Here is a 26,251-nt window from a genome sequence, read left to right on the forward strand (position 1 = left end):
ATGAGTCCCTTCGCGTTGGCGCCCTCATAGTCCAAGCCCCACTTTCCCGCAAGTTCAGCGGACCGAGAGGCTTTGACGCAGCGCAATTCCCTTGCACAGGCGCTCAGCTATAGTCATATCATCAATTAAGAAGATGTAAGCTATGAGGTCCGCAAACAATGACCACTTTTGACGAACGCGAAAACGCTTTTGAAGCTAAATTCGCTCATGACGAAGAAATGCAGTTCAAAGCTCAGGCGCGCTGCAACAAACTGCTTGGCCTTTGGGCCGCAGAAAAACTGGGCAAGTCTGGCGACGATGCCGATGCGTATGCCAAAACCGTAGTTATCGCGGATATGGAAGAGGTCGGCCACGAAGATGTCGTGCGCAAGGTGTCTGCTGATCTGGGCGCGCTGTCGTCCGATGATGAAATCCGCGCGAAAATGGCCGAACTTCTGCCCGAAGCAAAGTCGCAAGTGCTGAGCGAAACCGAGTAAAAAATACTCGGCTCATGATCTTCATGAGTTTTATGAATTTGATTTGATGCCCCGGTCATGAGACACGGGGCGTCTCTATTTTTAACGGCCCCTAACGGCCTTTTGGGAATACCCCCATGACAAATGCGCTCAATAAACTTCTGGAAACAAAAGATGCTTTGCTGGCCGACGGCGCCACGGGCACGAACTTGTTCAACATGGGTTTGCAGTCGGGCGACGCGCCCGAGCTGTGGAATGTCGATGCGCCAGACAAAATTCGGGCATTGTATCAGGGTTCGGTGGACGCAGGCAGCGATCTGTTTCTGACCAACACCTTTGGCGGCACTTCCGCCCGCCTAAAACTGCACGACGCCCAAAACCGGGTCGGTGAATTGAACCGGATCGGTGCCGAACTGGGACGCGAAGTGGCCGACAAGGCCGGTCGTACCATTGTTGTTGCAGGGTCGGTTGGACCTACCGGTGAGATTATGGAGCCGGTTGGTAGCCTATCCCATGCTGGCGCGGTCGAGATGTTCCACGAGCAGGCCGAGGCACTCAAGGCTGGTGGCGCGGACGTTCTGTGGGTCGAAACGATCAGTGCACCAGAAGAATTCAAAGCAGCGGCGGAAGCATTTGCTCTGGCCGACATGCCCTGGTGTGGCACCATGAGCTTTGATACTGCCGGGCGCACCATGATGGGCGTAACCTCTGCAGATCTGGCTCAATTGGTCGAAACCCTGCCCAATCCGCCGATTGCATTCGGTGCCAACTGCGGCACGGGCGCGTCGGACATCCTGCGCACGGTTCTTGGATTTGCGGCTCAGGGAACGGAACGTCCGGTGATTTCCAAAGGCAATGCGGGTATCCCAAAATACGTCGATGGCCACATTCACTATGACGGCACGCCTGAATTAATGGGCCAATATGCCCAAATGGCACGGGATTCAGGTGCCACGATCATCGGTGGATGCTGCGGAACTATGCCAGAGCACCTGCGCAAAATGCGCGAAGCGCTGGACACCACCAGTCGCGGCACACGCCCGACGCTGGATCAGATCGCAGGTGCGCTGGGCCCGTTCTCATCGGCGTCAGACGGCACCGAAGCCGATGCGGTGGTTCCTGAACGGCGCAGTCGCCGTCGCCGTCGCGCTTAAATCGTTCAGCGCCCCTCGAATTTCGGGGGGCGTTTTTCCATGAAGGCAACAACGCCCTCGGAAAAGTCGCGTGAACGGCCGCAATCTCCCTGCAAATGCGCCTCGATCGCTAGCTGCTGTGGCAGAGTGTTGTCGTACGTTCCGCGGATTGCTTGCTTGATCGCACCAAATGCGGTGGTTGGCCCATCGGCCAGATAAGCCGCACGTTTGCGCCAATGGGCGTCGAATTCTTCGTCGGCAACCGCCTCCCAGATCATGCCCCATTCATCCGCCTGTTTGGCGCTGATCTTGTCGGCAAACAGGGCTGCCCCCATAGCTTTGGCAAAACCCATCTGGCGTGGCAGGAACCAAGTGCCCCCGGCATCCGGCATCAGACCGATGCGGGAAAATGCCTGCAGGAAGTATGCGCTTTCGGTGGCGATCACTACATCAGCGCTAAGCGCGATATTCGCCCCCGCACCTGCCGCTGGTCCATTGACCGCCGCGATGGTCGGGACCGGACAGTTGTAAATGGATTCCAGCATCGGATCGTATTCGTCGCGCAGCGTTCGTTCCAGATCAATCCGGCCGGTACTGGACGAATCCCCCAGATCCTGCCCCGAGCAAAACGCACCCCCTGCCCCCGTCAGAACGATCGCCCGCGCGTGGCGGGCCGCATGGGTCATCGCATGAGTGACTTCGGCCCGCATCTGCGCGGTCAACGCGTTCATCTTGTCGGGTCGGTTCAGGGTTACCACAGCCAGATTGTCAGTGATATCCAGCAGTATAGCCTCATAGTCCATGCAGTCCTCTCCCCATGCTCACGACTTGGTGAACCCTGACTCAAATACAGGCGAAGGGAAAGAAATACGGTAGGTCAGTCGTCAAGAATCTGGCGCAGGCGTTCTTTCTCGGCGTCGCTGAGGCCTTCTTTGCTTTCAACGCCCGCAGCCTGAGACCGATTGCGTAGAAAATTCCAACCCATTGCGGCGGCGATCAACAGCATGATCGGCCCGGCCAACCATAGCATCAGATTTGATCCGGTGACCGTTGGCTTCAACAGGACATATTCACCATAACGATCCACGATAAAATCAACTGCTTCTTCGTCCGTATCCCCTGCGACCAGCCGTTCGCGCAACAAAAGGCGCAGGTCGCGGGCAAGTTCGGCATTGCTTTCGTCGATACTTTCGTTGCGGCAAACAAGGCAGCGAAGACCGGTGCTCAAATCGCGTGCGCGCTGTTCCAGAACCGGGTCTTCCAGTACCTCGTCCGGCTGTACTGCAAACAAAGGCGATGCGATCAGAGTGAAAATGAGGATCAAACGCTTCATTCTGCCGGTACTCCGCCCGGGGGTGTTTTGCGCGCACCTGCAGCCACCCGGAACCGGCGGTCAGACAGGCTGAGGAGCCCGCCCAGAGCCATAAGGATACAGCCGCCCCAGATCCAGTTGGCCAGCGGTTTGATGTAAGTCCGCATGACCCAGCCGCCATCAGCTTGTTGGTCCCCGATCACGACGTAGAGGTCACCAAGGAAACGATAGTCGATGGCTGCTTCGGTGGTTGGCATCCGCGCCACCGGGTAATTGCGTTTTTCAGGATGCAACGTGCCCATTGACTGCCCGTTCTTTTCGACCTGTACATCCGCAGTGGTTGAGAAATAGTTGGGCCCCTGAACGTCCCGAACGTTTTCGAGCGTCAGAGTAAACTCGCCGACTTCAAACGGCTGACCGGGCTGTGCCACGCGAATATCTTCAACCTCCCACGCGGTTAGACCGGCGATGGCAAAGATGGTCACACCCAAACCGGTATGAGCCACGGCCTTGCCCCAGTCCGCGCCAGGCAAGCGGAACAAGCGCTGGAGGCTACCTTTGCGCCCCGTGCGATTCCACAGGTCCACGGCCGCACCAAAGGTGACCCAAGCCCCCAAAAACAGTCCGATTGGCCCAAGAGCACTGCGTTCGGTTTGCATAACCCATACCAACAGGGCCAGAGCGACAGACAAGATGAATACATAGCGCAGGGAATAGGCCGTCTTACCCAGTTTACCCCGCTTCCACGGCAACATAGACCCGATCGGCAATGCGATACCCAAGGCCACCATGAAGGGCGTGAAGGCCGCGTTGAAGAAGGGCGCCCCGACCGAGAGCTTACGGTCGAACGCCATCTCGGCAACCATTGGCCACATCGTTCCGAAAAAGACTACGAAACAGCTGACGGCCAGCAGGATATTGTTCAGGACCAGCGCGCTTTCACGGCTGACCATGCTGAACACGCCTTTCGCTTCCATCGCTTGTGCGCGGGCGGCAAACAAAGTCAGCGCTCCACCAATGAACAGCACCAGAATAATCAGGATAAAGACGCCGCGTTCGGGGTCATTTGCAAAGGCATGAACCGACGTCAGCAAACCTGACCGCACGATGAACGTCCCGATCAGCGAGAATCCAAAGGCGATAATTGCCAACAAGATGGTCCAGCTTTTCAAAGCTTCGCGTTTTTCGACCACGATGGCAGAATGCAACAGCGCGGCGGCCAAAAGCCACGGCATGAACGAGGCGTTTTCGACCGGGTCCCAAAACCAGAAACCGCCCCAGCCTAATTCGTAATAAGCCCACCACGACCCAAGCGCGATCCCAATGGTCAGGAATATCCACGCGGCCAGTGTCCACGGACGCACCCAACGGCCCCACGCGGCATCGACACGTCCCTCGATCAGGGCGGCGACGGCAAAGCTGAAGGCCATGCTGAGACCAACATATCCCAGGTACAGAAATGGTGGGTGAAAGGCCAAACCGGGATCTTGCAGCAGCGGGTTCAGATCACGACCATCGAACGGGGCGACAATCAGCCGGTCAAACGGGTTCGATGTGAACAGGATGAACGCAAAGAAAGCGACCGCGATCATTGACTGAACCGCCAAAACGCGCGCCTTCAACGTCGGTGGAAGACCCGCTCCAAAGAAGGCCGCCATCGCACCAAAAAGACTGACGATAAGAACCCACAAAAGCATCGAGCCTTCGTGGTTTCCCCATGTTCCGCTGATCTTGTACAGCATCGGCTTGGCCGAATGACTGTTCTCGACGACCACGCGCAGCGAAAAGTCCGACGTAACGAACGCCCAGACCAAGGCCCCGAACGAGAACGATACCAGCAGGAATTGAACGATCGCAGCAGGTTCCGCGAAACTCATCCAGCCGACCCAACGTTTGGCAGCGCCGATCAAGGGGACGATCGACTGCACGATAGCGACAAGGAAAGCGAGGATCAGGGCAAAGTGGCCGAGTTCTGTAATCATGCCCCCGGATATAATCCTGTTGTACGACAAGCACCAATCACTTTCGCCCTTATGCAGCGAGCATAGTGTCGCGGGTCAGCTGGCCCTATTTCTCCGCCAGGCCTCTAGCGCAGGGTTTTGGTCGTGTTCCACGACTTCTTCTGTCAACGACGCGCCCGTGTCGGGGCTAGCGACATCAACACTGTCGCTGCGCATTGCCGCCAGTGCCCCTAAGTTCTCGAGAACCTGCGGCGTTCGCATCATTGTCGCGGAAATTTCGCGTTGCAACTCTTGCACTTTGGCCTGATGCCGCGCGCCGAAATAGAAGGACACGATAACACCTAGCAACCACCACAAAGGCTCTGGTACCAAAGCGATCCCTTGCATGCGGGACGAAAACCAGATCGGGTCAACCATGGCTGCCACGAAGAGACAAAGCGTTCCCAGCGCCATCGCTGGGCGCGGCAGCCGATTGAGGCTGTCAATAAACCGGTCAAACGGAGCTTTGCCAGCACCCCCAAACTCTGCGCTGAACTGGCTGACAGCCTGCTGTCGGATCAGCATATCCCTTTCAGCACCTGAATCGGTATTTTCCCAAAATACTTCAGCAGTTTCGCGTAAGATATTACGTTGGTTTCTGAACAAGAATCCCAATATGCCCGAGATCAGTCCCATCTTGAAATCCTCTTTTGAAACTCTGCCTCTGTCAGGTGATAAGATGGTGAAACAAACTCTTCCGCTCGCTTGATCCAGCCGCCTTTACCTCCTGCCCTGCTACGCGCGTATTTTCGGGATGCCGGCCTTCGGTCTGCGAGCCGAAAGTAATAATTTCTCCGCGCAATCCCATAGGCATCCGCGAACGTGGCCGGGTCGGGCTTGGCTGCGTCCATACATGCCTTAGCGGTTTGAGGGCCGACTGCCCCATCCACCACCACGTTAAAGCCCATTTCTCGAAGTAGCTGCTGCAGAAGGCGAACCGCTTGGACACCTGCATTGACATACATGTCAAACACCGACGGCTGGACTACCGTCGGCAAGAGCCCCAGGCGCGGAAGCTCGAAATAGTGCCGTATAAAGATATCGATCGCCTGAACTTTACTGAGTTTGCGCACATCAGCGCCATCAATTGCGCCATCGCCGGACAAATCCAGACCAAGACGCCGCATAGTATGAACCGTCACACCATACTTTGTCGCGCCGCCCGGGTCATCCGGATCATCTACAAACCCGCCCTCTCGCCCCACGATCTCAGTCGCAATTTGCCGAACCGTTTGCATCGCACCCTCCGCCTTTGGTTCCACAAAGGCTCGGGCAAATTTGTTAACCTGAAGAAAGGAAAAAGGGCGCTGCATGGCAACCCACGCAACGCCCTGTGCCAAATCCCGGCAGATGATCTGGTTCAGCTCTGTTCGTCACCTTTATAGACGCCTTGCTCTTTCAGGGCATCCATCACTTCTTTAGGCATGTAGGTCTCATCGTGTTTGGCAAGTATTTCCGTGGCTTGGAAGACACCGTTCACATACGATCCAGTGCCGATCATCCCTTGGTTTTCCGAGAACAGATCCGGCAGAACCCCGGTGAATGCGACCGGGACACTTTCACCGCCATCGGTCACGACAAAGCGCACCGTTTCGCCCTGTCCCCGTATGATTGATCCCTCTTCGACCAGTCCGCCAATCCGAAAGACTTCGGTCGGTTGCGGTGGTTCGGCAATCACCTGACTAGGTGAACGGAAGAAGTTAATACCATCCCGCATGGCATACCCAATCAACGCCGTCGACAGTGCCAAAGCGACAGCTGCCAGCACAATAACCTGAATTCGGCGACGTTTCTTGAGCGTTTTCATACCGTCCTCACGGGAATAGAGGGGCCATCATCAGACCCCGGGTTTCATCCTCACCTAACATCAGGTTAGCGTTCTGCAAGGCTTGCCCGCTGCTACCTTTTGTCAGGTTATCCAACGCGCCAATCACAATGGCCCGGCGTTCGATCCGGTCAGCCACCACTCCGATATGGCAGAAGTTCGAACCCCGCACATGGTGAGTCGAGGGCGCTTCACCAAAAGGCAACATCTGGATAAAGGGTTCGTCTTCATAAGCCTTGGCCAATGTCTCATACACGCTGGCCGGATCGCCTTTTACGTAGGTTGTCGCAAGAATTCCCCGATTGGCCGGGATCAGGTGCGGGGTGAACTGAACGTGCACCGTACGGCCTGCAAGCTCCGAAAACTCCTGGTCAAACTCGCCCAGATGCCTATGCGTTCCGCCGATGGCATAAGCGTTGTAGCCTTCGCTTAGCTCGGCATGCAGCAAGTTTTCCTTGAGCGACCGCCCTGCCCCTGACACCGCGCATTTCAGATCCAAAACGATATCATCCAGATCAATGACACCTGCAGAAATCAAAGGGCGCAGCACATACTGCCCAGTCGCGGCATTGCATCCCGTTCCGGCCACAAGCCGGGCATTGCGGATCTGATCCCGGTAGAACTCGGTCAGGCCATAGACGGCCTCTTCCTGTTGCTCCAAGGCCGTATGAGGGTTCCCGTACCATTTTTCATATTCGTCCGGATCACGCAGCCGGAAATCAGCGGACAGGTCCACGATTTTCAGGGTCTTGGGCAGGTCGCGAATGACCTCCTGGCTGGTTTTATGCGGCAAGGCACAGAAACAAAGATCGACCTGCGAAAAATTGATCTCAGAGATCTTGCACAGATCCGGAAGATCCATGTGTCTCAAATGCGGAAAAACCTGCGCCATCGACTGGCCTGCCTTACGCTCGGCGGACAGCGCAACGATATCCATATTCGGGTGCTCGGCGATCAGCCGCACCAGTTCAGCGCCGGTATAACCAGATGCGCCCAAAATTGCGATTTTATGGGTCATGTCAGACCTCTTGCTTCAGTGTGTCACAGGATGCGACCGCCGATGTGACGGTCGTTGAACTACGGGATCAAACAGGTTGCGTCCTTGACCTAAGTCAGGCGGCCTGAAAGGAGATTTGTCGTCGGAGGAATTGCGTCGCCCTGTCGCTGACGAACTCGGGCTTGCCGGTGGTCAAAAACCCACCGTCGCCGTTACCTTGCATTTTCGGATGCCGTTGCAGGTAGTCCGCAAGGCTTTCGGCCACGAGATCACCCTGACTGTACACTTGAACATCTTGGCCAAGCGCTTTCTGAAAGGTTTCGGCCATCAGCGGGTAATGGGTGCAGCCTAGAATCGCGGCTTGCGGTTCTGGCATCTTGCGCTTTAGCGCGTCCACATGGGAACGAACCAGCGCTTCGGCCAGGATCATGTCGCCGTCTTCAATCGCGTCTACGACGCCTCCGCAGGCCTGCGCTTCGACATCAACGCCGATGGCCCGAAACGCCAGTTCCCGCTGAAATGCCCGGCTGGACACTGTGGCGGGCGTTGCAAACAAGGCGACGTGTTTGACGGCAACTTCGCGTGGCGGGCTATTGTCGCCCCACTGCCGTTCCGTCAGTGCTTCGATCAGCGGCACAAAGACGCCGAGCACGCGTTTGCCTTCTGGCACCCCCTCTTCCTGCATCCGGCGTAACGCCGCAGCGCTAGCGGTATTGCAGGCCAGAATCACCAGATCACAGCCCCGATTCCACAGATCGTTCACCGCCCTGCGTGTCAGGTCGTAAATGTTTTCAGCGTCCCGCACGCCATAAGGCGCGTGTGCGCTGTCCGCGAAATACAGGAAATCGACGTCCGGCAGACGTTTCTGCGCGGCGTTCAAGACGGTCAGGCCGCCCAATCCGGAATCAAAGATGCCTACTGCCATTTGCCCCTTCAGGCGCGATGCCGTTCCTCAAATTCATAGCCATAGTCATAAGACTTCAGCGGCTTCGGGGACAGCTCATACGTGGCTTTGCGTAAGAAATCCATCATCTTGCGTTTATCCGTTGCCAGCGGATCCAGAACGTCTCGGGAAATTGGCTCACCGATGACCACTTTTACCGGCGTATCGACGCGTTTTTTGAACTCTTTGATCAGCAAACCCATGCGCAATGTGTTGTGCAGATGGCTGGCGATCTGGAATAGGCGCGAGGTGTGTCCGTCAAAGAAAACGGGCACTACGGTAGCCTCAGATTTGGCCACCATCCTTGCAGTAAACCCACGCCACCCCGGATCCATCGGATGGGAGAACGGCTTTAGGCCCGTACTGACAGTTCCACCCGGAAAAATTCCTATGGCGCCGCCTTCACTAAGATATTTCAACGCGGTTTTCCGGGTTTCAATATTCTGCTTCATCGCCTCTTTCGTTTCATCAAACGATATCGGCAGGACAATGTTGTCCAAGTCTTCGGCTTTCCGAAACACGTGGTTCGCCAGAATGCGAAAATCGCCGCGCGTTTCTGACAAGATATGCCCCATCATCATCCCGTCCAGAATGCCATATGGATGGTTGGCAATCAGGATCAGTGGTCCGGTTTTGGGAATATTGGACAAAGACCCGCCGACCACGTCCAGCGAAAGCCCGTACCTCTCAACCATGACCGACCAGAAATCACGCCCGTTGGCCACTTCTTTTTCATACCCGTCTGCACGCTTGATCAGGCGCATGCGACCCGTTGTGTTCTCCATCAACTTAATGAGCATACGCCCGCCTTTGGTTTCGGCGGAATAGGCATAAGAGATGTCACGAGCAACGTGGCGGCGCGAGGGCATTTCGAACTCCGATACTTGGCACCTGCTAGATAGTGCCAAGTAACAATTTTGCCTAGCTATCGTGACAGGCTTGTGACGGACTATTCGGCCGCCGCTTGCATTTCTGGACCGCCATTTCGAATGGTCGCCAACAGTTCTTCGCGCCTTTTTGCGGCCTTAGCCTCGTTTTCAAGTAGAACCGGGCCAAATCCCTTTATCTCTAGTGGCAACTTGGCCAAAGCAACAACCGCATCCTTAGTTTGTGGTGTAACCAAGGGCGTTATCTCCTTGATGTCGCGTTCATATTGCCGGATCAAGGCGCGCTCCATTCTACGCTCAGCACTGTAACCGAAGATGTCCAAAGGCGTTCCTCGCAGGCTTTTCAGTTTGGTTAAGAGTTTTAGCGGACCCAACATCCATTCACCGAAGGCGCGTTTGCGCGGCCTGCCCTCGGCGTCTTTTCCGCCCAGAATTGGTGGCGCAAGGTGCAGGGTCATCTTGAAGTCGCCATCAAACTCGGCCTCAGCCTGTTCCCGACTACGCAGCAACAGGCGTGCAACTTCGTATTCGTCCTTGTAGGACAACAGCTTGTGATACCCTCTTGCGACGGCTTCTTTGACTGTTTCGTCCTCGAAGCTGTCAACAAGTTTCCGGTAACGCTTTGCCAAACGGGAGCTTTGGTAGTCGGTCAGATGCTGAGCCCGAAAATCAGTTACCTGATCCAGCGTTTTCGGCAGTTCGGCCACTTTAGGCTTCAGAATTGCGGTAACGTCTTCCGGATGCAGAACTGCCCAGCGACCTACATCAAACGCGCGCTTGTTGCGCTCGACCGCGGTCCCGTTCAACTCGATCGCGCTAATCATCGCTTCATGGCTAATCGGCAACAGACCACGCTGCCAAGCCGCGCCCAAAACCATCATGTTCGAATAGATCGAGTCGCCCATCACAGCGCGCGCCAGATCGGTTGCATCGAACAGCGACAAACCCTCTTTCAGCCGCGCCTGCAGTGCAAGCTCAAGCCGATCCCCAGGGATTTGGAAGTTGGTGTCGCGCGTAAAGTCGCCCGTAACCGTTTCATGGCTGTTTACCACGGCACCGGTTTGGCCTGTACGCGTGAGCCCAAGTGTCTTGGCCCCAGCCGACACAACAAGGTCGCCGCCTATCAACGCATGGGCCTCGCCGGTGGCAACTCGAATAGCACTGATGTCTTCCGGCCGGTTGGCCAGGCGACAATGAATGTGCACCGCGCCACCCTTTTGGGCTAAACCCGCCATCTCCATCATCCCGGCGCCCATGCCGTCGATCTGAGCCGCCTGCGCCATTACAGCACCCAGCGTGACCACGCCAGTTCCGCCAATCCCAGTAATGACAACGTTGTGTGTACCGTTGATTGTCGGCAGAACGGGCATCGGCAAGTCCGGCAAATCTATCTCGGTCGTGGCCTCTTTGCGGATCTTGGCCCCCTCCAACGTCACGAAAGACGGGCAAAACCCCTTCAGGCAAGAGAAATCCTTGTTGCAGCTGGACTGGTCAATAGCGCGCTTGCGCCCCAACTCGGTCTCTTTCGGAACGATCGAGACACAGTTCGACTGCACGCCACAATCGCCGCAACCCTCACAGATGTCCGAATTGATGAAAACCCGTTTGTCCGGATCCGGGAATGTACCCCGCTTGCGACGGCGACGTTTTTCTGCAGCACAAGTCTGAATATAAACGATGACCGATACACCCTCGATCTTGCGGAATTTCTTCTGCACGTTCATCAGTTCGGCGCGTTCAAAGATTTCGACGCCGGATGGCATCGCCTTGAAGTTCACGTCTTCTTTTTCGTCGTAAACCACCGCAACGTGCTGAACGCCCATGGCCCTGACCTCGGCCACGATCCGCTCCGCGCTCAGGTCGCCTTCGTTGTCTTGCCCGCCCGTCATGGCGACAGCGTCATTGAATAGAATTTTAAATGTAATGTTGGTTCCGGCCGATAGCGCCGCACGGATCGCTTGCACGCCGGAATGGTTATATGTTCCGTCGCCCAAATTCTGGAAAACGTGATCGGTCGTCGAAAACGGAGCTTCACCGACCCAGTTCGCACCTTCTCCGCCCATTTGGGTAAAGCCGGTGGTTTCCCGATCCATCCACTGAACCATGTAGTGACAGCCAATTCCCGCGTAGGCCCGGCTACCCTCGGGTAGTTTGGTCGAACTGTTATGAGGACAGCCCGAACAGAAATATGGCAAACGAATTGCGATCTCTTCCGCGTTATCCGCCCGGCGCGCCTCGGATAGCTTGGCCATTCCAGCGCGCACCCCGTCAGTATCGCGCCCTTCCTCGATCAGAATATCGCCCAGTTTTTCGGCGATCATGATCGGGTCCAATGCGCCACGTGTCGGGAAAAGCTCTTCACGATGCAAGGTCCCGGCACCGCCCTTATACCAACCGTAGACGCGACGACCGCGGCGATCATCAAAGATGGCCTCTTTGACTTGAACTTCGATCAGCTTGCGCTTTTCTTCAACGATTACGATCAGATCCAACCCTTCGGCCCAGTCATGGAACCCTGCCATATCCAACGGGAAGGTTTGGCCGATTTTGTAGGTCGTGATGCCCAGGCGCTCGGCCTCAGCCTCATCGATATTGAGAAGCGACATGGCGTGCGTCAGATCCAGCCAGTTTTTGCCTGCGGCCACAAACCCTATCTTTGCGCCAGGCTTGCCCCAGATGCGCTTGTCCATCTTGTTGGCGCGCGAAAACGTCTCGGCTGCAAAACGTTTATAGTCGATAACACGCGCCTCTTGCAGATGTGGCGTATCGCCTAAACGAATGTTCAGACCGCCTTCGGGCATGTCAAAGTCGGGAACCACCACATTCATTCGATCCGGGCTGCCATCAACAACCGAGGTGACCTCGATCGTGTCTTTCATCGTCTTCAGGCCAACCCAAACACCTGCAAACCGGCTGAGTGCGAACCCGTAGATGCCGTAGTCCAGTATCTCCTGCACACCAGCGGGGCTGACCACGGGCATATACATGTCGACCAATGACCACTCGGATTGATGCAATACGGTCGAGCTTTCGCCTGTGTGGTCGTCGCCCATCGCCATCAGAACGCCGCCATGCTTGGCGGTTCCAGCCATGTTTGCATGACGCATTACGTCGCCGGAACGGTCCACACCAGGCCCTTTGCCGTACCAAAGGCCAAACACGCCGTCGAACTTGCCGTCCCCGCGCAGGCCAGCCTGCTGGCTGCCCCACAGTGCAGTGGCTGCCAGATCTTCGTTCAGCCCGAACTGGAAGGTGACATCGCTTTCAGCGAGTTGCTTCTGGGCCCGCATCATCTGCTGGTCGACCGCCCCAAGCGGCGAGCCGCGGTACCCGGTCACCAAACCAGCGGTGTTCAGACCTGCCTCTGTATCCCGTGCCTTCTGCATCAGCATGAGACGCACCAGCGCCTGTGTGCCGTTCAAAAGAACGGGGTTTTTCTTAAGATCGAACCGGTCGTTTAGCGATATTTGTGGCTGACTCATCGGACGCCTCCCCTCGTCAGATCAGTGTGCTTCATTCTTTCGCATTTTAGGTCAAAAAAGCTGACCTGTATAGGACCTACCACTCTGTTATTATAACGTTTCAGCAGTTTGAATGTAGAACTTGTTACCTATTTCATATAGGGCTTCGGAAGGATAACGAAAGTTGCGGCGATGGATTGGGACAAGTTAAGGATATTTCACGCGGTTGCGGATGCGGGCAGCCTGACTCATGCGGGGGACAAGCTGAATCTGTCCCAATCCGCGGTCAGTCGGCAGATCCGTGCGCTGGAAGAGTCGCTTGATTCGACGCTTTTTCACCGCCACGCCCGCGGCCTGATTCTGACCGAACAGGGTGAGCTGCTGTTTGATGCAACATCAGCTATGTCGAAACGCCTTGATGCCGCTGCAGCCCGCATTCGCGACAGCGAAGAAGAAGTGTTCGGGGTTCTGCGCGTTACCACCACATTTGGCTTTGGCACACTCTGGCTAGCGCCGCGCCTGCCGAAACTTTATGAACAATACCCAGATTTGAACATCGACCTGATGCTGGAAGAGCGTGTTCTGGATCTGCCGATGCGGGAGGCTGATGTGGCCATCCGCATGAAAGAGCCCAGCCAGGCCGATCTGGTGCGAAAGCGCCTGATGACAGTTCAAATGCAACTTTATGCGACGCCGGAGTACCTGGAAGAACGTGGCAGCCCGGAAAAACCGGAAGACATCTCTAAACATAGGTTGATCTGCCAGACCCCCTCTGCCCCGCAGGTTGGTGCAAGCGCGATGATGGTTCGGCACTTGATGACGTTTAATCCGACCTCGCTGTTGACGGTAAACAACTACTTTGGCGTTTTGCAGGGGGTACTGCACAACCTTGGCATCGGTGTGCTACCGGACTATGTGACTCGGGACTTTCCGCATCTGCAGTCGATCCTGTCGGATATCGAAACCGCGGATGTTCCGGTTTATCTCGCCTACCCTGAGGAACTGCGCCATTCAAAACGCGTCGCGGCATTCCGCGATTTTGTGCAGGATGAGATCACCGCACAACGCAAGCAGTTGAAACAGATGGGAAAACTATAGCTATGCACCAATGTCATAGCGGACATGATCAACGATCAGTCTTAAAAACCTTGATAGTACACAAACCGCTCCCTAAATGAGCATTCGAAGGCGGTGATGCTGAAACGCTCATCATCTTCATACCTCCCTGTTGGACTACGGCCGAGCTTAGTGCTCGGCCTTTTTTTTGGTTACAACGCAAAACTCGTATCCGAATGAGTGAAACATCTGGGAATATCCGGCACTTAATCTTATGATCACAAAAAAATCATCAAGACTTACGGTCGAGGACAGATTCGATGTTTCACCTCACTCGCCTGCTTATGGCGTTGTTTTCCATTGCGCTTTTGTCTGGTCCCGCTCTGGCTCAGGTCAGTAGTACCACCAGCGAACCTTCTACAGTTACAATTCCCGAGGATCTGACTCCTGAACAAGTTGATGGCTTGGTCGCGCGAATGTCCGACGATCAAGTCCGCGCCATCCTGCTGGAACGCTTGGACGCGGTCGCGGAAAAACAAGCCGCCGAGGCAGCAGATCGCGAAGATCCGATTACGGAACTCAATGAAATTTGGGCGGAAATGGTGGCATCTTGGACGCATGTTGCGGTCACTGTCCCGAACATTTTCACGGCTCAGGTTGAAGCAATCAACAACTTCGTCGGCACCTTTGGATCAACCGGCGCACTTACGCTTTTGGGATTGATCCTAAGCGTCCTGATTGTTGGGTATATTGCGGAAAAGCTGTTTGGTTTCTTTACCCGAAATTGGCTCAGCGGGGCCGAGATGGCCGACGAAAACGATTTATGGGGAGCCGTTAAATACCTGTTCCGGCGCTTCTGTCGCGAAATCGCAGGATTGGTCGTGTTCTACGTCGTTATCCGAGCACTCGGACGTGGTCTTCTGACGCACGAACAGATCGTTTACGCAGCACCTTTTGTTCTCTACCTGATCTGGATTCCCCGTCTGGGCGCAGCAGCGTCGCGGTTCATTCTGGCTCCGAACAAGCCTCACTATCGGTTGGTGAACATTGATGATCATTGGGCAAAGTACCTTCACCGTAATCTGATCGGCGTTCTGTTCCTGATCGGTTTCACGCTTTTCATTCTTCATTTCAACGAACTTAACGGGATTACTGGCGGCGAAACACGTATCGGATTCTGGCTGAACGCTGCGACGCACATCTATATTGGCGTCGTTGCCTGGAAGGCCCGCGAGGGACTTTCGCAGATGATGCTGGGCACGGACCCCGATCACACCAAGTTTGATGAAGAAGTCGCACACTATTACCCGTATTTCGCCATCGGCGTCTCGGCGGTGATCTGGTTGCTTGTCGAATTCCTGGTCGCGCAACGCAATCCTGTCTACTTGCACATGTTGGTTCAGGGCGCCCACTACACCACCATGTTCTGGCTGTTGATCGCGCCCGCTCTGGACACGCTGATACGTGGATTGGTTCGTCACCTGCAGCCGCCCATGATGGGCGAAGGCCCTGTGGCCGAGCGCGCATACAAGTCCACCAAACGCAGTTACATCCGCATCGGTCGGGTTTTGGCTGGTATTCTTGTCATCCTGATGATCGCAAGAGCCTGGGATCTTGACCTTAGTGAAATCGCGGGCGGCGGAGATGAATCCGGTAGCAAGGTTATCCAGTTCTTCATCATAATCGCTATCGGTTACATCCTGAACGAAGTTGTTTCGCTCTGGATAAACTGGCGACTGGCTAAGGAACAAACTGCGGCCGAAGAAAGCCCCGATCAGGAGGCTGGCGAAGGCGGCGGTTCCGGTGGATCGCGTCTGGCGACGGTTCTACCTTTGCTGCGCGTCACTGCTCAGGTCGCGATTACGGTGATCTTTGCCCTGCTTGCACTGGGCGCGTTGGGTCTGGATATCACGCCGCTGCTGGCCGGTGCCGGTATTCTTGGTCTGGCCATCGGTTTTGGTGCCCAGAAACTGGTCTCTGACATTGTTGGCGGGATTTTCTTCCTGATCGACGATGCGTTCCGGGTCGGTGAATATGTGGATATCGGTGGTACCATGGGAACAGTCGAAAAAATCTCGATCCGCTCGATGCAATTGCGCCACCACCGCGGCCTGGTGCACACCATCCCCTATGGTGAGATTCAGAAGATCACCAACTTCAGCCGCGACTGGGTCATCATGAAGCTGAAATTCACCGTGCCCTTCGATACCGATCCAAACAAGGTGAAGAAGATCTTCAAGAAGATCGGTGCCGAGATGATGGAGGACGAGGTCCACAAGGATGGCTTCCTGCAGCCCTTCAAATCTCAGGGTGTGTTTGACTTTGACGATGTCGGCATGATCATCCGCGGTAAGTTCATGGCAAAACCGGGCAAGCAGTTCACACTGCGCAAAGAGATCTTCAACCGGGTCAAAGCCGCCTTCAAGGAAAACGGCATCGACTTTGCCCGTCGCGAAGTTCGCGTCGCTATTCCGGGGCTGGATGACGCCGAAAATCTGACCGAAGAGCAAAAGGCAGCCGTTGGCGCTGCGGCTGCAGATGCGTCCAAGGCGCAAAACCCGGCCTAGCGGCATCGGTTCAGCCGCTGATTTGACGGCGACTGACACCCGCATTCCCAAAACAACAGACGGAACCGGCCCAATCGCCGGTTCCGTTTTTTCTTGTCATAATTGGCCTGCGCTGACTTGACCCTTTCCACAGACGGCACCTTGCCCTAAAAGGCCCGCAATCCCGGCCAACCTGGACAAGGACAAACGATGCAAGAGCCCGCCATCACCCCGGATCTGATTGCCGCACACGGGCTAAAGCCCGACGAATACGATATGATCCTCGAGATCATCGGGCGCGAGCCGACATTTACGGAACTCGGCATCTTTTCGGCCATGTGGAACGAACACTGTTCCTATAAGTCGTCCAAGAAATGGCTGCGCACCCTGCCCACCTCCGGGCCTCAGGTGATCTGCGGACCGGGCGAAAACGCAGGTGTGGTCGATATTGGCGACGGGCAGGCAGTGGTGTTCAAGATGGAAAGCCACAACCACCCTTCATACATCGAACCCTATCAGGGCGCGGCCACAGGCGTTGGCGGCATCTTGCGTGATGTCTTCACCATGGGCGCGAGGCCTATCGCATCCATGAACGCGCTATCCTTTGGCGAGCCCGGTCACCACAAAACCCGTCAGCTGGTCAACGGTGTGGTCGAGGGCATCGGTGGCTACGGCAACTGTTTCGGAGTTCCATGCGTTGGCGGTGAAGTCCGTTTCCACCCAGCCTACAACGGCAACTGCCTTGTAAACGCCTTTGCCGCAGGTTTGGCCGACAGCGACAAGATTTTCTACTCCGCAGCCTCCGGTGTGGGTATGCCGGTCGTCTATCTGGGCGCCAAGACCGGTCGTGACGGTGTTGGTGGCGCGACCATGGCCTCGGCCGAATTCGACGACACCATCGAAGAAAAACGTCCCACCGTTCAGGTTGGCGACCCTTTCACCGAAAAGCGCCTGATGGAAGCCACGCTTGAGCTTATGCAAACTGGTGCCGTGATCTCGATTCAGGATATGGGTGCCGCAGGTCTGACCTGTTCTGCTGTTGAAATGGGCGACAAAGGCGGTCTGGGTGTACGTCTGGACCTCGAGAACGTGCCCCAGCGCGAAGAAAACATGACAGCCTACGAGATGATGCTGTCGGAATCTCAGGAACGGATGCTCATGGTCCTCAAGCCCGAGCTTGAGGCTGAGGCCCGTGCCGTGTTTGAGAAGTGGGACCTTGATTTCGCTATCGTCGGCGAAACCATCGCCGAAGACCGGTTCCTGATCGTTCATAACGGCGAAATCAAAGCCGATCTGGTTCTGTCCAAGCTATCCTCAACCGCACCCGAATATGACCGTCCTTGGGTGGCCACTACAGAAGCCGAAGAACTGGCTGAGGTCCCCCAGATCGATCCGATTGACGGCCTGCGCGCCCTGCTCGCGTCACCCAACTATGCAGGCAAGCAGTGGGTGTATGAGCAGTACGACACCATGGTTATGGCCGACACCGCGCGAACACCCGGGCTGGGTGCAGGCATGGTCCGTGTTCATGGCACCGACAAGGCGCTTGCATTCACCAGCGACGTAACTCCGCGTTATGTTCGTGCAAACCCCGTTGAGGGCGGCAAGCAAGCTGTGGCCGAGGCCTATCGGAACCTGACCGCCGTGGGGGCAAACCCCTTGGCAACCACCGACAACCTGAACTTCGGCAACCCCGAGAAGCCCGAGATCATGGGCCAGTTCGTTGGCGCGATCCAAGGCATCGGCGAAGCGGTCGCCGCACTGGATATGCCGATCGTATCGGGTAACGTATCGCTTTATAATGAAACCGATGGTCAGGCGATCCTGCCGACCCCAACCATTGGCGCGGTCGGCTTGCTGAACCACACGGACGACATCATCGGCAACGAGGTTCGCGAAGGTCATGTGGCACTGGTAATCGGCGAAACCAACGGCCACCTTGGGCAGTCCGCTTTGCTTGCTGAAGTGTTCAACCGCGAAGATGGCGACGCACCGCATGTTGATCTGGACGCTGAAAAACGTAACGGCGACTTTATCCGCGCCAATCGCGAGATGATCAAGGCTTGCACCGATCTGGGTGACGGCGGTCTGGCGCTGGCGGCTTTTGAACTGGCCGAGTCAGCAGGCGTCGGCGTCCACCTGGATGAAGCATCAACCGAGTTCTTGTTCGGCGAAGATCAGGCCCGCTATCTTGTTGCGTGCAACTTTGATCAGGCCGAGGCGTTGATGATCGCTGCCGGTCAGACGGGCGTTCCGCTGGTCTCAGTCGGCCGGTTCACAGGCGAAAGCGTTCGGGTTGGCGGCTCTGAAGCCTCACTCGAGGATTTGGCCGCTACATTCCGCAACAGCTTTGCCGAAGCCGTCGCTTAAGGCTCACGCACTTTCAAACACCTGAAACCTGCGCCCTGCCCGGCGCAGGTTTTGTCTTTTAAGAGGCGCCAACACACCCTTGCACGCCCCGTCCGGGCGCTCTACATCTTGGGAAAGACCTTTAGGAGAAGACCTACATGCCGATGAGCGCCCACGAAATCGAAGCCCTACTGCGTGAAACCTTTCCGGATGCGGAAATTCAGGTTGGCGGCAGCGATGGCGTGCATATGTCCGCAATGGTCGTGGACGAAAGCTTTCGCGGGAAGAACCGGGTGCAACAACAACGCGCGGTCTATGCAGCCCTAAAAGGCAAGATGGACGGCGCAGATGGAGAGCTACACGCACTGGCGCTGACGACGAAAGTGCCTGAGTGAGCACGGCTTTTTGGGCATATTGTATTTGGGGCGCCGTGTTTGTCGGCATCGTGGGTACTTACGTCGTCGCCATTGTTAGGCGTAGCCGCTCCGCACGAAAACCTATCACTCGTGGACGCAAAGGCGCGACCCCCAGTCAGAATGCCAGCGTGGTCGCCTCAACGATGGACGGAGGCAGGGGAGGCGCGGTGAGTGCGATAGTTGTTCCGCGTGATCCGCAGCAATACGCAAAGACAATGGCTCCCAAAAAATGAACGGCTGGCTATTCTGGATAGGCATCATTGCAGCATTGATAGTTGCCGCGGCACTTATCGAAGCCTATGTGAAGCGCAACAGAAAGCGTAAGCTGGCCGACATGCGCCCGGACCCGGACAAGATCAGCAAGGTCGGCGGCATTGAAAGATACGGGCTGGATCCGCTGGCCCTGGCACAGGCCGAGCATCGGCGACTAGAGGAAGAAGGATGGGTCCCGGACCCGTCAAAGGATGAAACGACCGCCCCTGACGCGGGTGAAAAGGACAAGCAAGATGACCGACGTTAAGACTCAGATCGACGAAACCGTCAAAGCTAACGATGTGGTGCTCTACATGAAAGGCACCAAAGAGATGCCCCAATGTGGGTTCTCGTCCCGCGTGGCCGGCGTGCTGAACTACATGGGCGTAGACTATGCCGATGTTAATGTTCTGGCCGACGAAGAGGTTCGTCAGGGCATCAAGGATTATTCTGACTGGCCGACCGTGCCACAGCTGTACGTCAAAGGTGAATTCGTCGGCGGTTGCGACATCATCACCGAGATGACCCTGTCGGGCGAATTGGACACGCTGTTTGACGAAAATGGTGTCGAATTCAACAAAGAAGCGGCTGACAAAATTCGCGAAGCAAACGCCTGATCAGCGACTGCTGCAATTCTCCAAAACAACCTGCTCACTGGCGGCCCCTCCGGTCGCCAGAAAGCTGACGGTCGCATCCCACCCTTTTGACCGCAGTATATACGACCCGGTCTCTCCATCGGACTCATAGCGAATACCAGATCCGCTGGGCACTTGCTTTAAGGCAACCAATTGGTTGTCCACCATCATCGCCGCCGCACCAGAACCGTCAGCCGCATTGAAATACGCAACCTGCAACTCAACGCCATTCTCGCAGGTGAATGTAACCGGTAAGATATCCATATTCGCCCAGGCCAAGCCGGCCGGAAGACCGAACAAACTGGCCAATGCTGCCGTTTTCAACGCTTTCATTTCGCTGATTTCTCCTCGACCACTGTGGCCAAAGCCTCGGCGCGTGCGGCGAGCTCAGCCAGTGTATCGGTTACTGAAGGCGGGACAACGGCCACCTCAATCCGTTCGGGTTCAGGCTCAGGTCGATTGCGCAGGCTTTGCAATTCTGCTTCAACCTCGGCCAATTTGGCCTCTGCCTTCTTGAGTTTGTCATCGGTCGCAGCGGTTTTGTCGGCCAGCATCAACCCTGCCATCAACAACATTCGGGCCTCGGGCATCCGGCCAATCTGATCCGACAAAACCTGCGCTTCGTCATCCAGCATTTTTGCGGCAGACTGCAGGAACGGTTCTTCACCGTCCTGGCACGAGACATCAAAACCGCGGCCACCAATATGAATGGTCAATTCGGGCATTACTCTACCTCTCCCTCAGCCAGCTTTGCCTGCGACAGCAACGGTTCAAGCCGGGCCAAAACGGCCTGGGCTTCGGCAGCGTCGGTGGCCTGCGCAGCCTTCGTCGCCTCAAGCTCAGCCACCGTCGCGCGGTTTAGCAGTTCAGCATCCGCCAGCCCGTTCTGGCTGGCGGCTCGCAATTCGTCCACTGAATTTCGCAACTGCTCATTCGCCTTGCGCATACGTTGTAGATCATCGTCCAAACGTGACATCGCCGCGCCATGGCTGGCGCGTTCGGCGCGCAGCATTTCCAGTTCTGCGCTCAACTCCGCAACGCGTTCGCTATCTGCCAATTCTGAACGGAGTTTCTTGTTTTCATCTTCAAGCGACTGCGCTTTGCTTGCGGCCGCTTTAAGTTCATCGTTTTCCGTCTTGAGAACAATCAGTTCATCTTGGTTTTCTAATGCAGCTTTTGCCTCTGCCAACTCGGCTCTGGCCGCCTCGACCGCCGCCAACTTGGCGGTGGCCTCGGATAGCTGCTGACGTAAAGCACCGTTTTCGGGATCTTCAGCTGGTGCAGCTTTAAGTGCGTCCATGTCGGCGCGCATGGCGTCGACTTCCTTCTCGTGCCGCTCCTTGAGGGATTTCAGCCTCTCTTCCAACTGCGCATTCGCAACGCGTTCGTCTTCCAATGCCGAATGCAGAGCAGCGTCCTCACCGCCAGTTGCCGGTGCTGCGTCACGCAAGGAGTCAACTCCGGTTCCGATCCTCTCCATCGCGGCAACGATACGGCGCTGTAGTTCTTCGATCTGGCTCATGCCCCTGCCACCTCTTTACCAAGGTTCACTTTTTCGCGGCCCATCCGAATCAATACGGGCCGGGTATTGGCCTAGTCTAACCGAATGGGAGGGAAAATACCCACTGTTTGCTTTCAACCACTTGGACAGCATTCTTGAAGCACGAACGCGACGCAACCCCCAGTTCTGCTTGCACTTTGAGGGGTGGATGGTATTGAGCGCCTCATCTGCCTGTAATCCAAAGGAACAACGCCCGTGGACCTGACTGCGCTGCGCAATGCCAATCCTGAACACTGGAACAAGGCTGCGGCCATCCGCACCCTGACCCTTGACGCCGTCGCCGCCGCCAATTCCGGCCATTCCGGTATGCCGATGGGCATGGCCGACGTTGCGACCGTGCTGTTTGAAAAGCACTTGAAATTTGACGCCTCGGCGCCGAATTGGCCCGACCGCGACCGGTTCATCCTGTCCGCGGGACACGGCTCAATGCTGGTATATTCGTTGCTCTATCTCACAGGCCACGCTGACGTGACGCTGGATGAGATCAAGAATTTCCGTCAACTGGGCGCGAAAACTGCCGGGCACCCCGAAAACTTCCTGGTGAATGGTATCGAAACCACCACCGGCCCACTGGGACAAGGTATCTCAAACGCCGTAGGCTTTGCCATGGCCGAGGAAATCCAGCGCGCCAACTACGGAAAAAAGGTCGTAGATCACTATACTTACGTGATTGCAGGCGACGGCTGCCTGATGGAAGGCGTCAGCCAGGAGGCCATCACCCTCGCGGGGCGTCATGAGCTGAGCAAGCTGATCGTTTTCTGGGACAACAACAATATCACTATCGACGGCACCGTTGATATCGCCGATCGCACTGATCAGGTGCGCCGTTTTGCGGCTTCGGGCTGGCATGTGATTGAAATCGACGGCCATGATCCGATCGCGATTGATGCAGCAATTGTACAAGCCAAAGCGTCCAACAAACCGACCATGATCGCGTGCGAAAGCCACATCGCGCTGGGTCACGCCGCTCAGGATACTTCCAAAGGTCACGGCGCATTGACCGATCAGGATCAGCTGAAAGCTGCTAAAGATGGCTATGGCTGGCCCCACGACGCCTTTGTGGTTCCCGCTGATGTCAAATCGGCTTGGGAGGCCATCGGCGCTCGCGGCGCTGCCGAGCGCGCAGCGTGGGAAGAGCGTTTTGCTCAGATTTCGGAGCGCAAGCAGGCCGAATTCAACCGCGCCTATGCTCTTGAAGCACCCAAAAAACTGGCCGGTGCCATCCGCGCGTTCAAGAAGCAGATGTCGGAAGATCAGCCGAAACTCGCCACCCGCGCGTCTTCGGAAAAAGTTCTGAACGTCGTGAACCCGATCATGACCGAAACCGTTGGCGGTTCAGCCGACCTGACCGGATCGAACAACACCAAATCTGCGGATATGGGCGTATTCCTGCCGGAAAACCGCAAAGGTCGCTACATTCACTATGGTATCCGTGAACACGGAATGGCCGCAGCGATGAACGGTATGGCGCTGCACGGTGGTATCCGCCCATATGGCGGCACGTTCATGGCGTTCACCGACTATGCCCGCCCGTCCATGCGACTGGCCGCATTGATGAAGGTGCCTTCGGTCTTCGTGATGACCCATGACTCGATCGGTCTGGGCGAAGACGGCCCGACCCACCAGCCGGTCGAACATCTGGCCATCTCGCGTGCGACGCCGAACACCTATGTGTTCCGCCCCGCCGACGTGGTCGAAACTGCCGAAGCTTGGGAACTTGCGCTGACCTTCAAAGATAGTCCTTCTGTCCTGTCACTGACCCGTCAGGGCGTGCCGACCGTTCGAAAAGACCACAAGACCAAGAACCTGACTGCTCAGGGCGCGTATGTTCTGGCCGATGCGGACAGCAAACGTCAGGCTATCCTGATCGCCACCGGGTCCGAAGTGTCGTTAGCGATGGAAGCCAAAGCGATGCTTGAGGCTGAAGGCATTGGCACCCGCGTCGTCTCCATGCCCTCGATGGAGCTTTTCGCCGAGCAGGATGAAGCCTATCGCAAGCGCGTCCTGCCAGGCGGACCCGTCCGCGTTGGGATTGAGGCTGCAGTCCGCGCAGGTGGCTGGGACCGTTGGTTGCTGGGCGAACGCGGCCGCGAAGCCAAAGCAGGATTCATCGGCATGTCCAGTTTCGGCGCCTCGGCTCCCGCCGGTGAGCTTTACAAACATTTCGGTATCACCGCCGAAGCGACCGTGGCCAAGGTCAAAGAATTGCTTGGGTTGTAAACCCATCACAAATAGAAGAGCAAAGGGCGGCATTGGCCGCCCTTTTCATTTGGGTTTCAGTGCGTCTCGGACTTTTTGGACATTAGCGGCCCAATCACCTTGGTCGCCAACGGGATAAGTACAAACCCCCAAGCCAGCCCAAAAATGCCATCCATCGTCGCCTTGGATACCCATTCAACAACGCCAGTCCACTGCTCGGACACGGAATGACCAATGGCATAAGCCCAGTCGTGGATGTGGTGCCCCAGCCAGCCAAAGCCCAAAACCTCCATCCCGTGAATGATAATGGAACCGCCGACCCATAGCATTGCTGCGGTGCCTACAATGGACAAGACCTTCATCACCACGGGCATGGCTTTGACCAATCCACGTCCCAGCCCTCGCCCGATAGGCGTCGGAGCGTTTTGCGCGAGGTACAGCCCAACATCATCCATCTTAACGATCAGGGCCACTGATCCGTAAACTGCGACAGTGACCCCGATCCCCACAACTGCCAACGTCGCGGCCTGCATCCACAGGTTCGGCGCCTCAATCGCGGCCAGTGCAATTGTCATGATTTCAGCTGAAAGGATAAAGTCGGTCTTGATCGCGCCTTTTACCTTTTGTTCTTCCAGATGACCGGGATCGCGTATGGCCATGTCTTCTTCGATGACGTGACTTCCATGCGGGAAAAGAACATGGAATATCTTCTCGGCCCCTTCGAAGCACAGATATGAGCCACCGAGCATCAGCAAAGGCGTAATCAACCACGGTGCAAAGTTCGCCAGCAGTAAGGCAACCGGCAGCAGCAGGATGATCTTGTTAAAGATAGATCCGCGCGCGATACGCCAGATGATCGGCAATTCCCGCGCCGGGGCGAATCCCTGAACGTATTTCGGGGTCACGGCGGCATCGTCAATGATAACGCCTGCGGTCTTCGCCCCTGCCTTCCCGGCAGCCGCGACCACATCATCCACAGACGATGCCGCTACCTTTGCAATACCCGCTACATCATCCAACAGGGCCAACAGACCGCTCATGGTGTTTCCTTTCAATTCACCTGCCGCACCCGGAGCCTACCCGATCCGACGGCTAGCGCAAGCGTTAGCGCAACCGGCGCAGGTTTGCGCTAACACGTTAAAAATATGTCACTTTTGGTCTTTTGAGAAAGCGCTTTGACCGCTATATGGCGTCCAACGCAAGCGCATTTGGAGACAGCACATGACCATCAAGGTCGGTATCAATGGTTTTGGCCGCATTGGCCGCTGCACGTTGTCGCATATCGCGGCATCTGCCCGCAACGACATCGAAGTGATCAAGGTCAACGCAACCGGCCCGCTGGAAACCACGGCGCATCTGCTGAAATACGACAGCATTCACGGTCGTTTCCCCCGTGATGTCGCAATCGATGGCAAAACCATGGATTTGGGCCGCGGTCCGATGGAGATGTTCTCGACCTATGACATGAATGAACTGGACTGGGATGGCTGCGACGTCGTTCTGGAATGTACCGGAAAATTCAATGACGGTCTGAAAGCTAAAACGCACCTGGATCGTGGTGCGCAAAAGGTCCTGCTGTCTGCACCTGGCAAAAACGTCGACAAGACCATCGTTTACGGTGTGAACCACAACAGCCTTGTGACCGAAGACAAAATGGTCTCGAACGGCTCGTGCACTACGAACTGCCTTGCTCCGCTTGCCAAGGTACTGGACGAGGGCATCGGCATTGAGAACGGCATTATGACCACGATCCACGCCTATACCGGTGACCAGCCGACCCTGGATCGCCGTCACAGCGACCTTTACCGCGCGCGTGCTGCGGCGATGTCGATGATCCCGACCTCGACAGGTGCCGCGAAAGCTCTGGGTGAGGTTCTGCCTAACCTAAAGGGTCGTCTGGATGGCTCGGCCATCCGTGTACCGACACCGAATGTTTCCGCTGTTGACCTGACATTCCGCGCCGCACGCGATGTTACGGTAGAAGAAGTGAACGCCGTCGTGCGCGAAGCCTCGCAGGGTTCAATGCAGCGCGTTCTGGGCTATGAGCCTGCTCCGTTGGTTTCGACCGATTTCAACCACACCGAGGAAAGCTCGATCTTCGCTCCCGACCAGACCCGTGTTGTCGGAGACCGCATGGTTCGGGTGCTCGCTTGGTATGACAACGAATGGGCGTTCTCGGTCCGTATGGCAGACGTCGCGGTCGCCATGGGTCGCCTTAACTAAG

The 26,251-nt window shown here is 56.3% G+C and carries 24 protein-coding genes; 10 read left to right on the forward strand and 14 right to left on the reverse strand.

Features of this window, described 5'->3' with window-relative positions:
* Nucleotides 1–158: 158 nt before the first annotated feature.
* Nucleotides 159–476 (forward strand): DUF1476 domain-containing protein, encoded by a 318-nt coding sequence (locus tag GOW92_RS01835; protein WP_170557455.1) that lies wholly within the window; start codon nucleotides 159–161, stop codon nucleotides 474–476.
* 116 nt (nucleotides 477–592) lie between these two features.
* Nucleotides 593–1,609 (forward strand): betaine--homocysteine S-methyltransferase, encoded by a 1,017-nt coding sequence (bmt, locus tag GOW92_RS01840; protein WP_170557457.1) that lies wholly within the window; start codon nucleotides 593–595, stop codon nucleotides 1,607–1,609.
* Nucleotides 1,610–1,614: 5 nt separating this feature from the next.
* Here the strand turns inward: bmt and GOW92_RS01845 are convergent, their stop codons facing one another.
* The 10 genes from GOW92_RS01845 to GOW92_RS01890 form a co-directional block, all read right to left on the reverse strand.
* Nucleotides 1,615–2,391 (reverse strand): enoyl-CoA hydratase-related protein, encoded by a 777-nt coding sequence (locus tag GOW92_RS01845; protein ID WP_170557459.1) that lies wholly within the window; start codon nucleotides 2,389–2,391, stop codon nucleotides 1,615–1,617.
* Nucleotides 2,392–2,465: 74 nt separating this feature from the next.
* On the reverse strand, nucleotides 2,466–2,921 hold the full coding sequence (locus GOW92_RS01850) for a cytochrome c-type biogenesis protein (protein ID WP_170557461.1): 456 nt from the start codon (nucleotides 2,919–2,921) through the stop codon (nucleotides 2,466–2,468).
* Entirely contained in the window at nucleotides 2,918–4,882 is a 1,965-nt protein-coding gene (locus GOW92_RS01855) for a heme lyase CcmF/NrfE family subunit (RefSeq protein ID WP_170557463.1), read from the reverse strand. The genes GOW92_RS01850 and GOW92_RS01855 overlap by 4 nt, the downstream gene beginning before the upstream one ends.
* Nucleotides 4,883–4,957: 75 nt before the next feature.
* Complete coding sequence (locus tag GOW92_RS01860; protein ID WP_170557465.1) at nucleotides 4,958–5,536, reverse strand: holin family protein; 579 nt, start codon at nucleotides 5,534–5,536, stop codon at nucleotides 4,958–4,960.
* Nucleotides 5,527–6,138, reverse strand: a complete 612-nt coding sequence (locus GOW92_RS01865) for a holin-associated N-acetylmuramidase (RefSeq protein ID WP_170557467.1) — start codon at nucleotides 6,136–6,138, stop codon at nucleotides 5,527–5,529. Before GOW92_RS01865 ends, GOW92_RS01860 begins: the two co-directional genes overlap by 10 nt.
* A gap of 122 nt (nucleotides 6,139–6,260) precedes the next feature.
* Nucleotides 6,261–6,707: a cytochrome c maturation protein CcmE gene (gene ccmE / locus GOW92_RS01870; protein ID WP_170557469.1), complete on the reverse strand. Its 447-nt coding sequence runs from the start codon at nucleotides 6,705–6,707 to the stop codon at nucleotides 6,261–6,263.
* Between the two features lie 7 nt (nucleotides 6,708–6,714).
* Entirely contained in the window at nucleotides 6,715–7,743 is a 1,029-nt protein-coding gene (argC, locus tag GOW92_RS01875; RefSeq protein ID WP_170557471.1) for an N-acetyl-gamma-glutamyl-phosphate reductase, read from the reverse strand.
* A 94-nt stretch (nucleotides 7,744–7,837) separates the two neighbouring features.
* Entirely contained in the window at nucleotides 7,838–8,647 is an 810-nt protein-coding gene (gene murI, locus GOW92_RS01880) for a glutamate racemase (protein ID WP_170557473.1), read from the reverse strand.
* An 8-nt stretch (nucleotides 8,648–8,655) separates the two neighbouring features.
* A complete protein-coding gene (locus GOW92_RS01885; protein ID WP_170557475.1) occupies nucleotides 8,656–9,534 on the reverse strand; it encodes a lysophospholipid acyltransferase family protein in 879 nt (292 codons plus the stop codon).
* Between the two features lie 80 nt (nucleotides 9,535–9,614).
* On the reverse strand, nucleotides 9,615–13,034 hold the full coding sequence (locus tag GOW92_RS01890; protein WP_170557477.1) for an indolepyruvate ferredoxin oxidoreductase family protein: 3,420 nt from the start codon (nucleotides 13,032–13,034) through the stop codon (nucleotides 9,615–9,617).
* 171 nt (nucleotides 13,035–13,205) lie between these two features.
* Here GOW92_RS01890 and GOW92_RS01895 point away from each other — a divergent pair, with 171 nt between their 5' ends.
* From GOW92_RS01895 to grxD, 6 genes are all read left to right on the forward strand, one after another.
* Nucleotides 13,206–14,111, forward strand: a complete 906-nt coding sequence (locus GOW92_RS01895) for a LysR family transcriptional regulator (protein WP_170557479.1) — start codon at nucleotides 13,206–13,208, stop codon at nucleotides 14,109–14,111.
* 278 nt (nucleotides 14,112–14,389) lie between these two features.
* On the forward strand, nucleotides 14,390–16,636 hold the full coding sequence (locus tag GOW92_RS01900; RefSeq protein WP_170557481.1) for a mechanosensitive ion channel family protein: 2,247 nt from the start codon (nucleotides 14,390–14,392) through the stop codon (nucleotides 16,634–16,636).
* A 189-nt stretch (nucleotides 16,637–16,825) separates the two neighbouring features.
* Complete coding sequence (gene purL, locus GOW92_RS01905; protein WP_170557483.1) at nucleotides 16,826–18,985, forward strand: phosphoribosylformylglycinamidine synthase subunit PurL; 2,160 nt, start codon at nucleotides 16,826–16,828, stop codon at nucleotides 18,983–18,985.
* A 137-nt stretch (nucleotides 18,986–19,122) separates the two neighbouring features.
* Nucleotides 19,123–19,359: a BolA family protein gene (locus GOW92_RS01910; protein ID WP_058277851.1), complete on the forward strand. Its 237-nt coding sequence runs from the start codon at nucleotides 19,123–19,125 to the stop codon at nucleotides 19,357–19,359.
* A gap of 250 nt (nucleotides 19,360–19,609) precedes the next feature.
* On the forward strand, nucleotides 19,610–19,900 hold the full coding sequence (locus GOW92_RS01915) for a hypothetical protein (RefSeq protein ID WP_108858707.1): 291 nt from the start codon (nucleotides 19,610–19,612) through the stop codon (nucleotides 19,898–19,900).
* Nucleotides 19,887–20,249: a Grx4 family monothiol glutaredoxin gene (gene grxD / locus GOW92_RS01920; RefSeq protein ID WP_170557485.1), complete on the forward strand. Its 363-nt coding sequence runs from the start codon at nucleotides 19,887–19,889 to the stop codon at nucleotides 20,247–20,249. The genes GOW92_RS01915 and grxD overlap by 14 nt, the downstream gene beginning before the upstream one ends.
* On the opposite strand, the gene GOW92_RS01925 is transcribed toward grxD, so the two are convergent.
* From GOW92_RS01925 to GOW92_RS01935, 3 genes are read right to left on the reverse strand one after another with little or no spacing between them, the layout of a single operon-like run.
* The gene (locus GOW92_RS01925) at nucleotides 20,250–20,600 is read right to left on the reverse strand and encodes an MliC family protein (RefSeq protein WP_170557487.1); all 351 of its coding nucleotides are present in this window, start codon (nucleotides 20,598–20,600) and stop codon (nucleotides 20,250–20,252) included. It lies immediately after the preceding gene.
* A complete protein-coding gene (locus GOW92_RS01930; RefSeq protein ID WP_170557489.1) occupies nucleotides 20,597–20,992 on the reverse strand; it encodes a cell division protein ZapA in 396 nt (131 codons plus the stop codon). Before GOW92_RS01930 ends, GOW92_RS01925 begins: the two co-directional genes overlap by 4 nt.
* Nucleotides 20,992–21,789, reverse strand: a complete 798-nt coding sequence (locus GOW92_RS01935) for a hypothetical protein (protein ID WP_170557491.1) — start codon at nucleotides 21,787–21,789, stop codon at nucleotides 20,992–20,994. Before GOW92_RS01935 ends, GOW92_RS01930 begins: the two co-directional genes overlap by 1 nt.
* Before the next feature lie 234 nt (nucleotides 21,790–22,023).
* Between GOW92_RS01935 and tkt the strand changes: the two genes are divergently transcribed.
* Nucleotides 22,024–24,048: a transketolase gene (tkt, locus tag GOW92_RS01940; protein ID WP_170557493.1), complete on the forward strand. Its 2,025-nt coding sequence runs from the start codon at nucleotides 22,024–22,026 to the stop codon at nucleotides 24,046–24,048.
* Between the two features lie 56 nt (nucleotides 24,049–24,104).
* Here the strand turns inward: tkt and GOW92_RS01945 are convergent, their stop codons facing one another.
* Nucleotides 24,105–25,067 carry a DUF808 domain-containing protein gene (locus tag GOW92_RS01945; RefSeq protein ID WP_170557494.1) on the reverse strand — a complete coding sequence of 321 codons (963 nt, stop codon included), beginning with the start codon at nucleotides 25,065–25,067 and terminating at the stop codon, nucleotides 24,105–24,107.
* Nucleotides 25,068–25,248: 181 nt separating this feature from the next.
* On the opposite strand from GOW92_RS01945, the gene gap reads away from it, so the two are divergent.
* Complete coding sequence (gap, locus tag GOW92_RS01950) at nucleotides 25,249–26,250, forward strand: type I glyceraldehyde-3-phosphate dehydrogenase (protein WP_170557495.1); 1,002 nt, start codon at nucleotides 25,249–25,251, stop codon at nucleotides 26,248–26,250.
* The last annotated feature ends 1 nt before the right edge of the window (nucleotide 26,251 follow it).

The sequence above is a fragment of the Ruegeria atlantica genome (assembly GCF_013032505.1).
Taxonomy (GTDB): Bacteria; Pseudomonadota; Alphaproteobacteria; order Rhodobacterales; family Rhodobacteraceae; genus Ruegeria; species Ruegeria atlantica_F.

What these genes read in the sequence shown, in the direction of transcription:
- GOW92_RS01835 (WP_170557455.1), top strand. Translation starts at nt 159, where the DNA reads ATGACCACTTTTGACGAACGCGAAAACGCTTTTGAAGCTAAATTCGCT.
- bmt (WP_170557457.1), top strand. Translation starts at nt 593, where the DNA reads ATGACAAATGCGCTCAATAAACTTCTGGAAACAAAAGATGCTTTGCTG.
- GOW92_RS01845 (WP_170557459.1), bottom strand. Translation starts at nt 2,391, where the DNA reads ATGGACTATGAGGCTATACTGCTGGATATCACTGACAATCTGGCTGTG.
- GOW92_RS01850 (WP_170557461.1), bottom strand. Translation starts at nt 2,921, where the DNA reads ATGAAGCGTTTGATCCTCATTTTCACTCTGATCGCATCGCCTTTGTTT.
- GOW92_RS01855 (WP_170557463.1), bottom strand. Translation starts at nt 4,882, where the DNA reads ATGATTACAGAACTCGGCCACTTTGCCCTGATCCTCGCTTTCCTTGTC.
- GOW92_RS01860 (WP_170557465.1), bottom strand. Translation starts at nt 5,536, where the DNA reads ATGGGACTGATCTCGGGCATATTGGGATTCTTGTTCAGAAACCAACGT.
- GOW92_RS01865 (WP_170557467.1), bottom strand. Translation starts at nt 6,138, where the DNA reads ATGCAAACGGTTCGGCAAATTGCGACTGAGATCGTGGGGCGAGAGGGC.
- ccmE (WP_170557469.1), bottom strand. Translation starts at nt 6,707, where the DNA reads ATGAAAACGCTCAAGAAACGTCGCCGAATTCAGGTTATTGTGCTGGCA.
- argC (WP_170557471.1), bottom strand. Translation starts at nt 7,743, where the DNA reads ATGACCCATAAAATCGCAATTTTGGGCGCATCTGGTTATACCGGCGCT.
- murI (WP_170557473.1), bottom strand. Translation starts at nt 8,647, where the DNA reads ATGGCAGTAGGCATCTTTGATTCCGGATTGGGCGGCCTGACCGTCTTG.
- GOW92_RS01885 (WP_170557475.1), bottom strand. Translation starts at nt 9,534, where the DNA reads ATGCCCTCGCGCCGCCACGTTGCTCGTGACATCTCTTATGCCTATTCC.
- GOW92_RS01890 (WP_170557477.1), bottom strand. Translation starts at nt 13,034, where the DNA reads ATGAGTCAGCCACAAATATCGCTAAACGACCGGTTCGATCTTAAGAAA.
- GOW92_RS01895 (WP_170557479.1), top strand. Translation starts at nt 13,206, where the DNA reads ATGGATTGGGACAAGTTAAGGATATTTCACGCGGTTGCGGATGCGGGC.
- GOW92_RS01900 (WP_170557481.1), top strand. Translation starts at nt 14,390, where the DNA reads ATGTTTCACCTCACTCGCCTGCTTATGGCGTTGTTTTCCATTGCGCTT.
- purL (WP_170557483.1), top strand. Translation starts at nt 16,826, where the DNA reads ATGCAAGAGCCCGCCATCACCCCGGATCTGATTGCCGCACACGGGCTA.
- GOW92_RS01910 (WP_058277851.1), top strand. Translation starts at nt 19,123, where the DNA reads ATGCCGATGAGCGCCCACGAAATCGAAGCCCTACTGCGTGAAACCTTT.
- GOW92_RS01915 (WP_108858707.1), top strand. Translation starts at nt 19,610, where the DNA reads ATGAACGGCTGGCTATTCTGGATAGGCATCATTGCAGCATTGATAGTT.
- grxD (WP_170557485.1), top strand. Translation starts at nt 19,887, where the DNA reads ATGACCGACGTTAAGACTCAGATCGACGAAACCGTCAAAGCTAACGAT.
- GOW92_RS01925 (WP_170557487.1), bottom strand. Translation starts at nt 20,600, where the DNA reads ATGAAAGCGTTGAAAACGGCAGCATTGGCCAGTTTGTTCGGTCTTCCG.
- GOW92_RS01930 (WP_170557489.1), bottom strand. Translation starts at nt 20,992, where the DNA reads ATGCCCGAATTGACCATTCATATTGGTGGCCGCGGTTTTGATGTCTCG.
- GOW92_RS01935 (WP_170557491.1), bottom strand. Translation starts at nt 21,789, where the DNA reads ATGAGCCAGATCGAAGAACTACAGCGCCGTATCGTTGCCGCGATGGAG.
- GOW92_RS01945 (WP_170557494.1), bottom strand. Translation starts at nt 25,067, where the DNA reads ATGAGCGGTCTGTTGGCCCTGTTGGATGATGTAGCGGGTATTGCAAAG.
- gap (WP_170557495.1), top strand. Translation starts at nt 25,249, where the DNA reads ATGACCATCAAGGTCGGTATCAATGGTTTTGGCCGCATTGGCCGCTGC.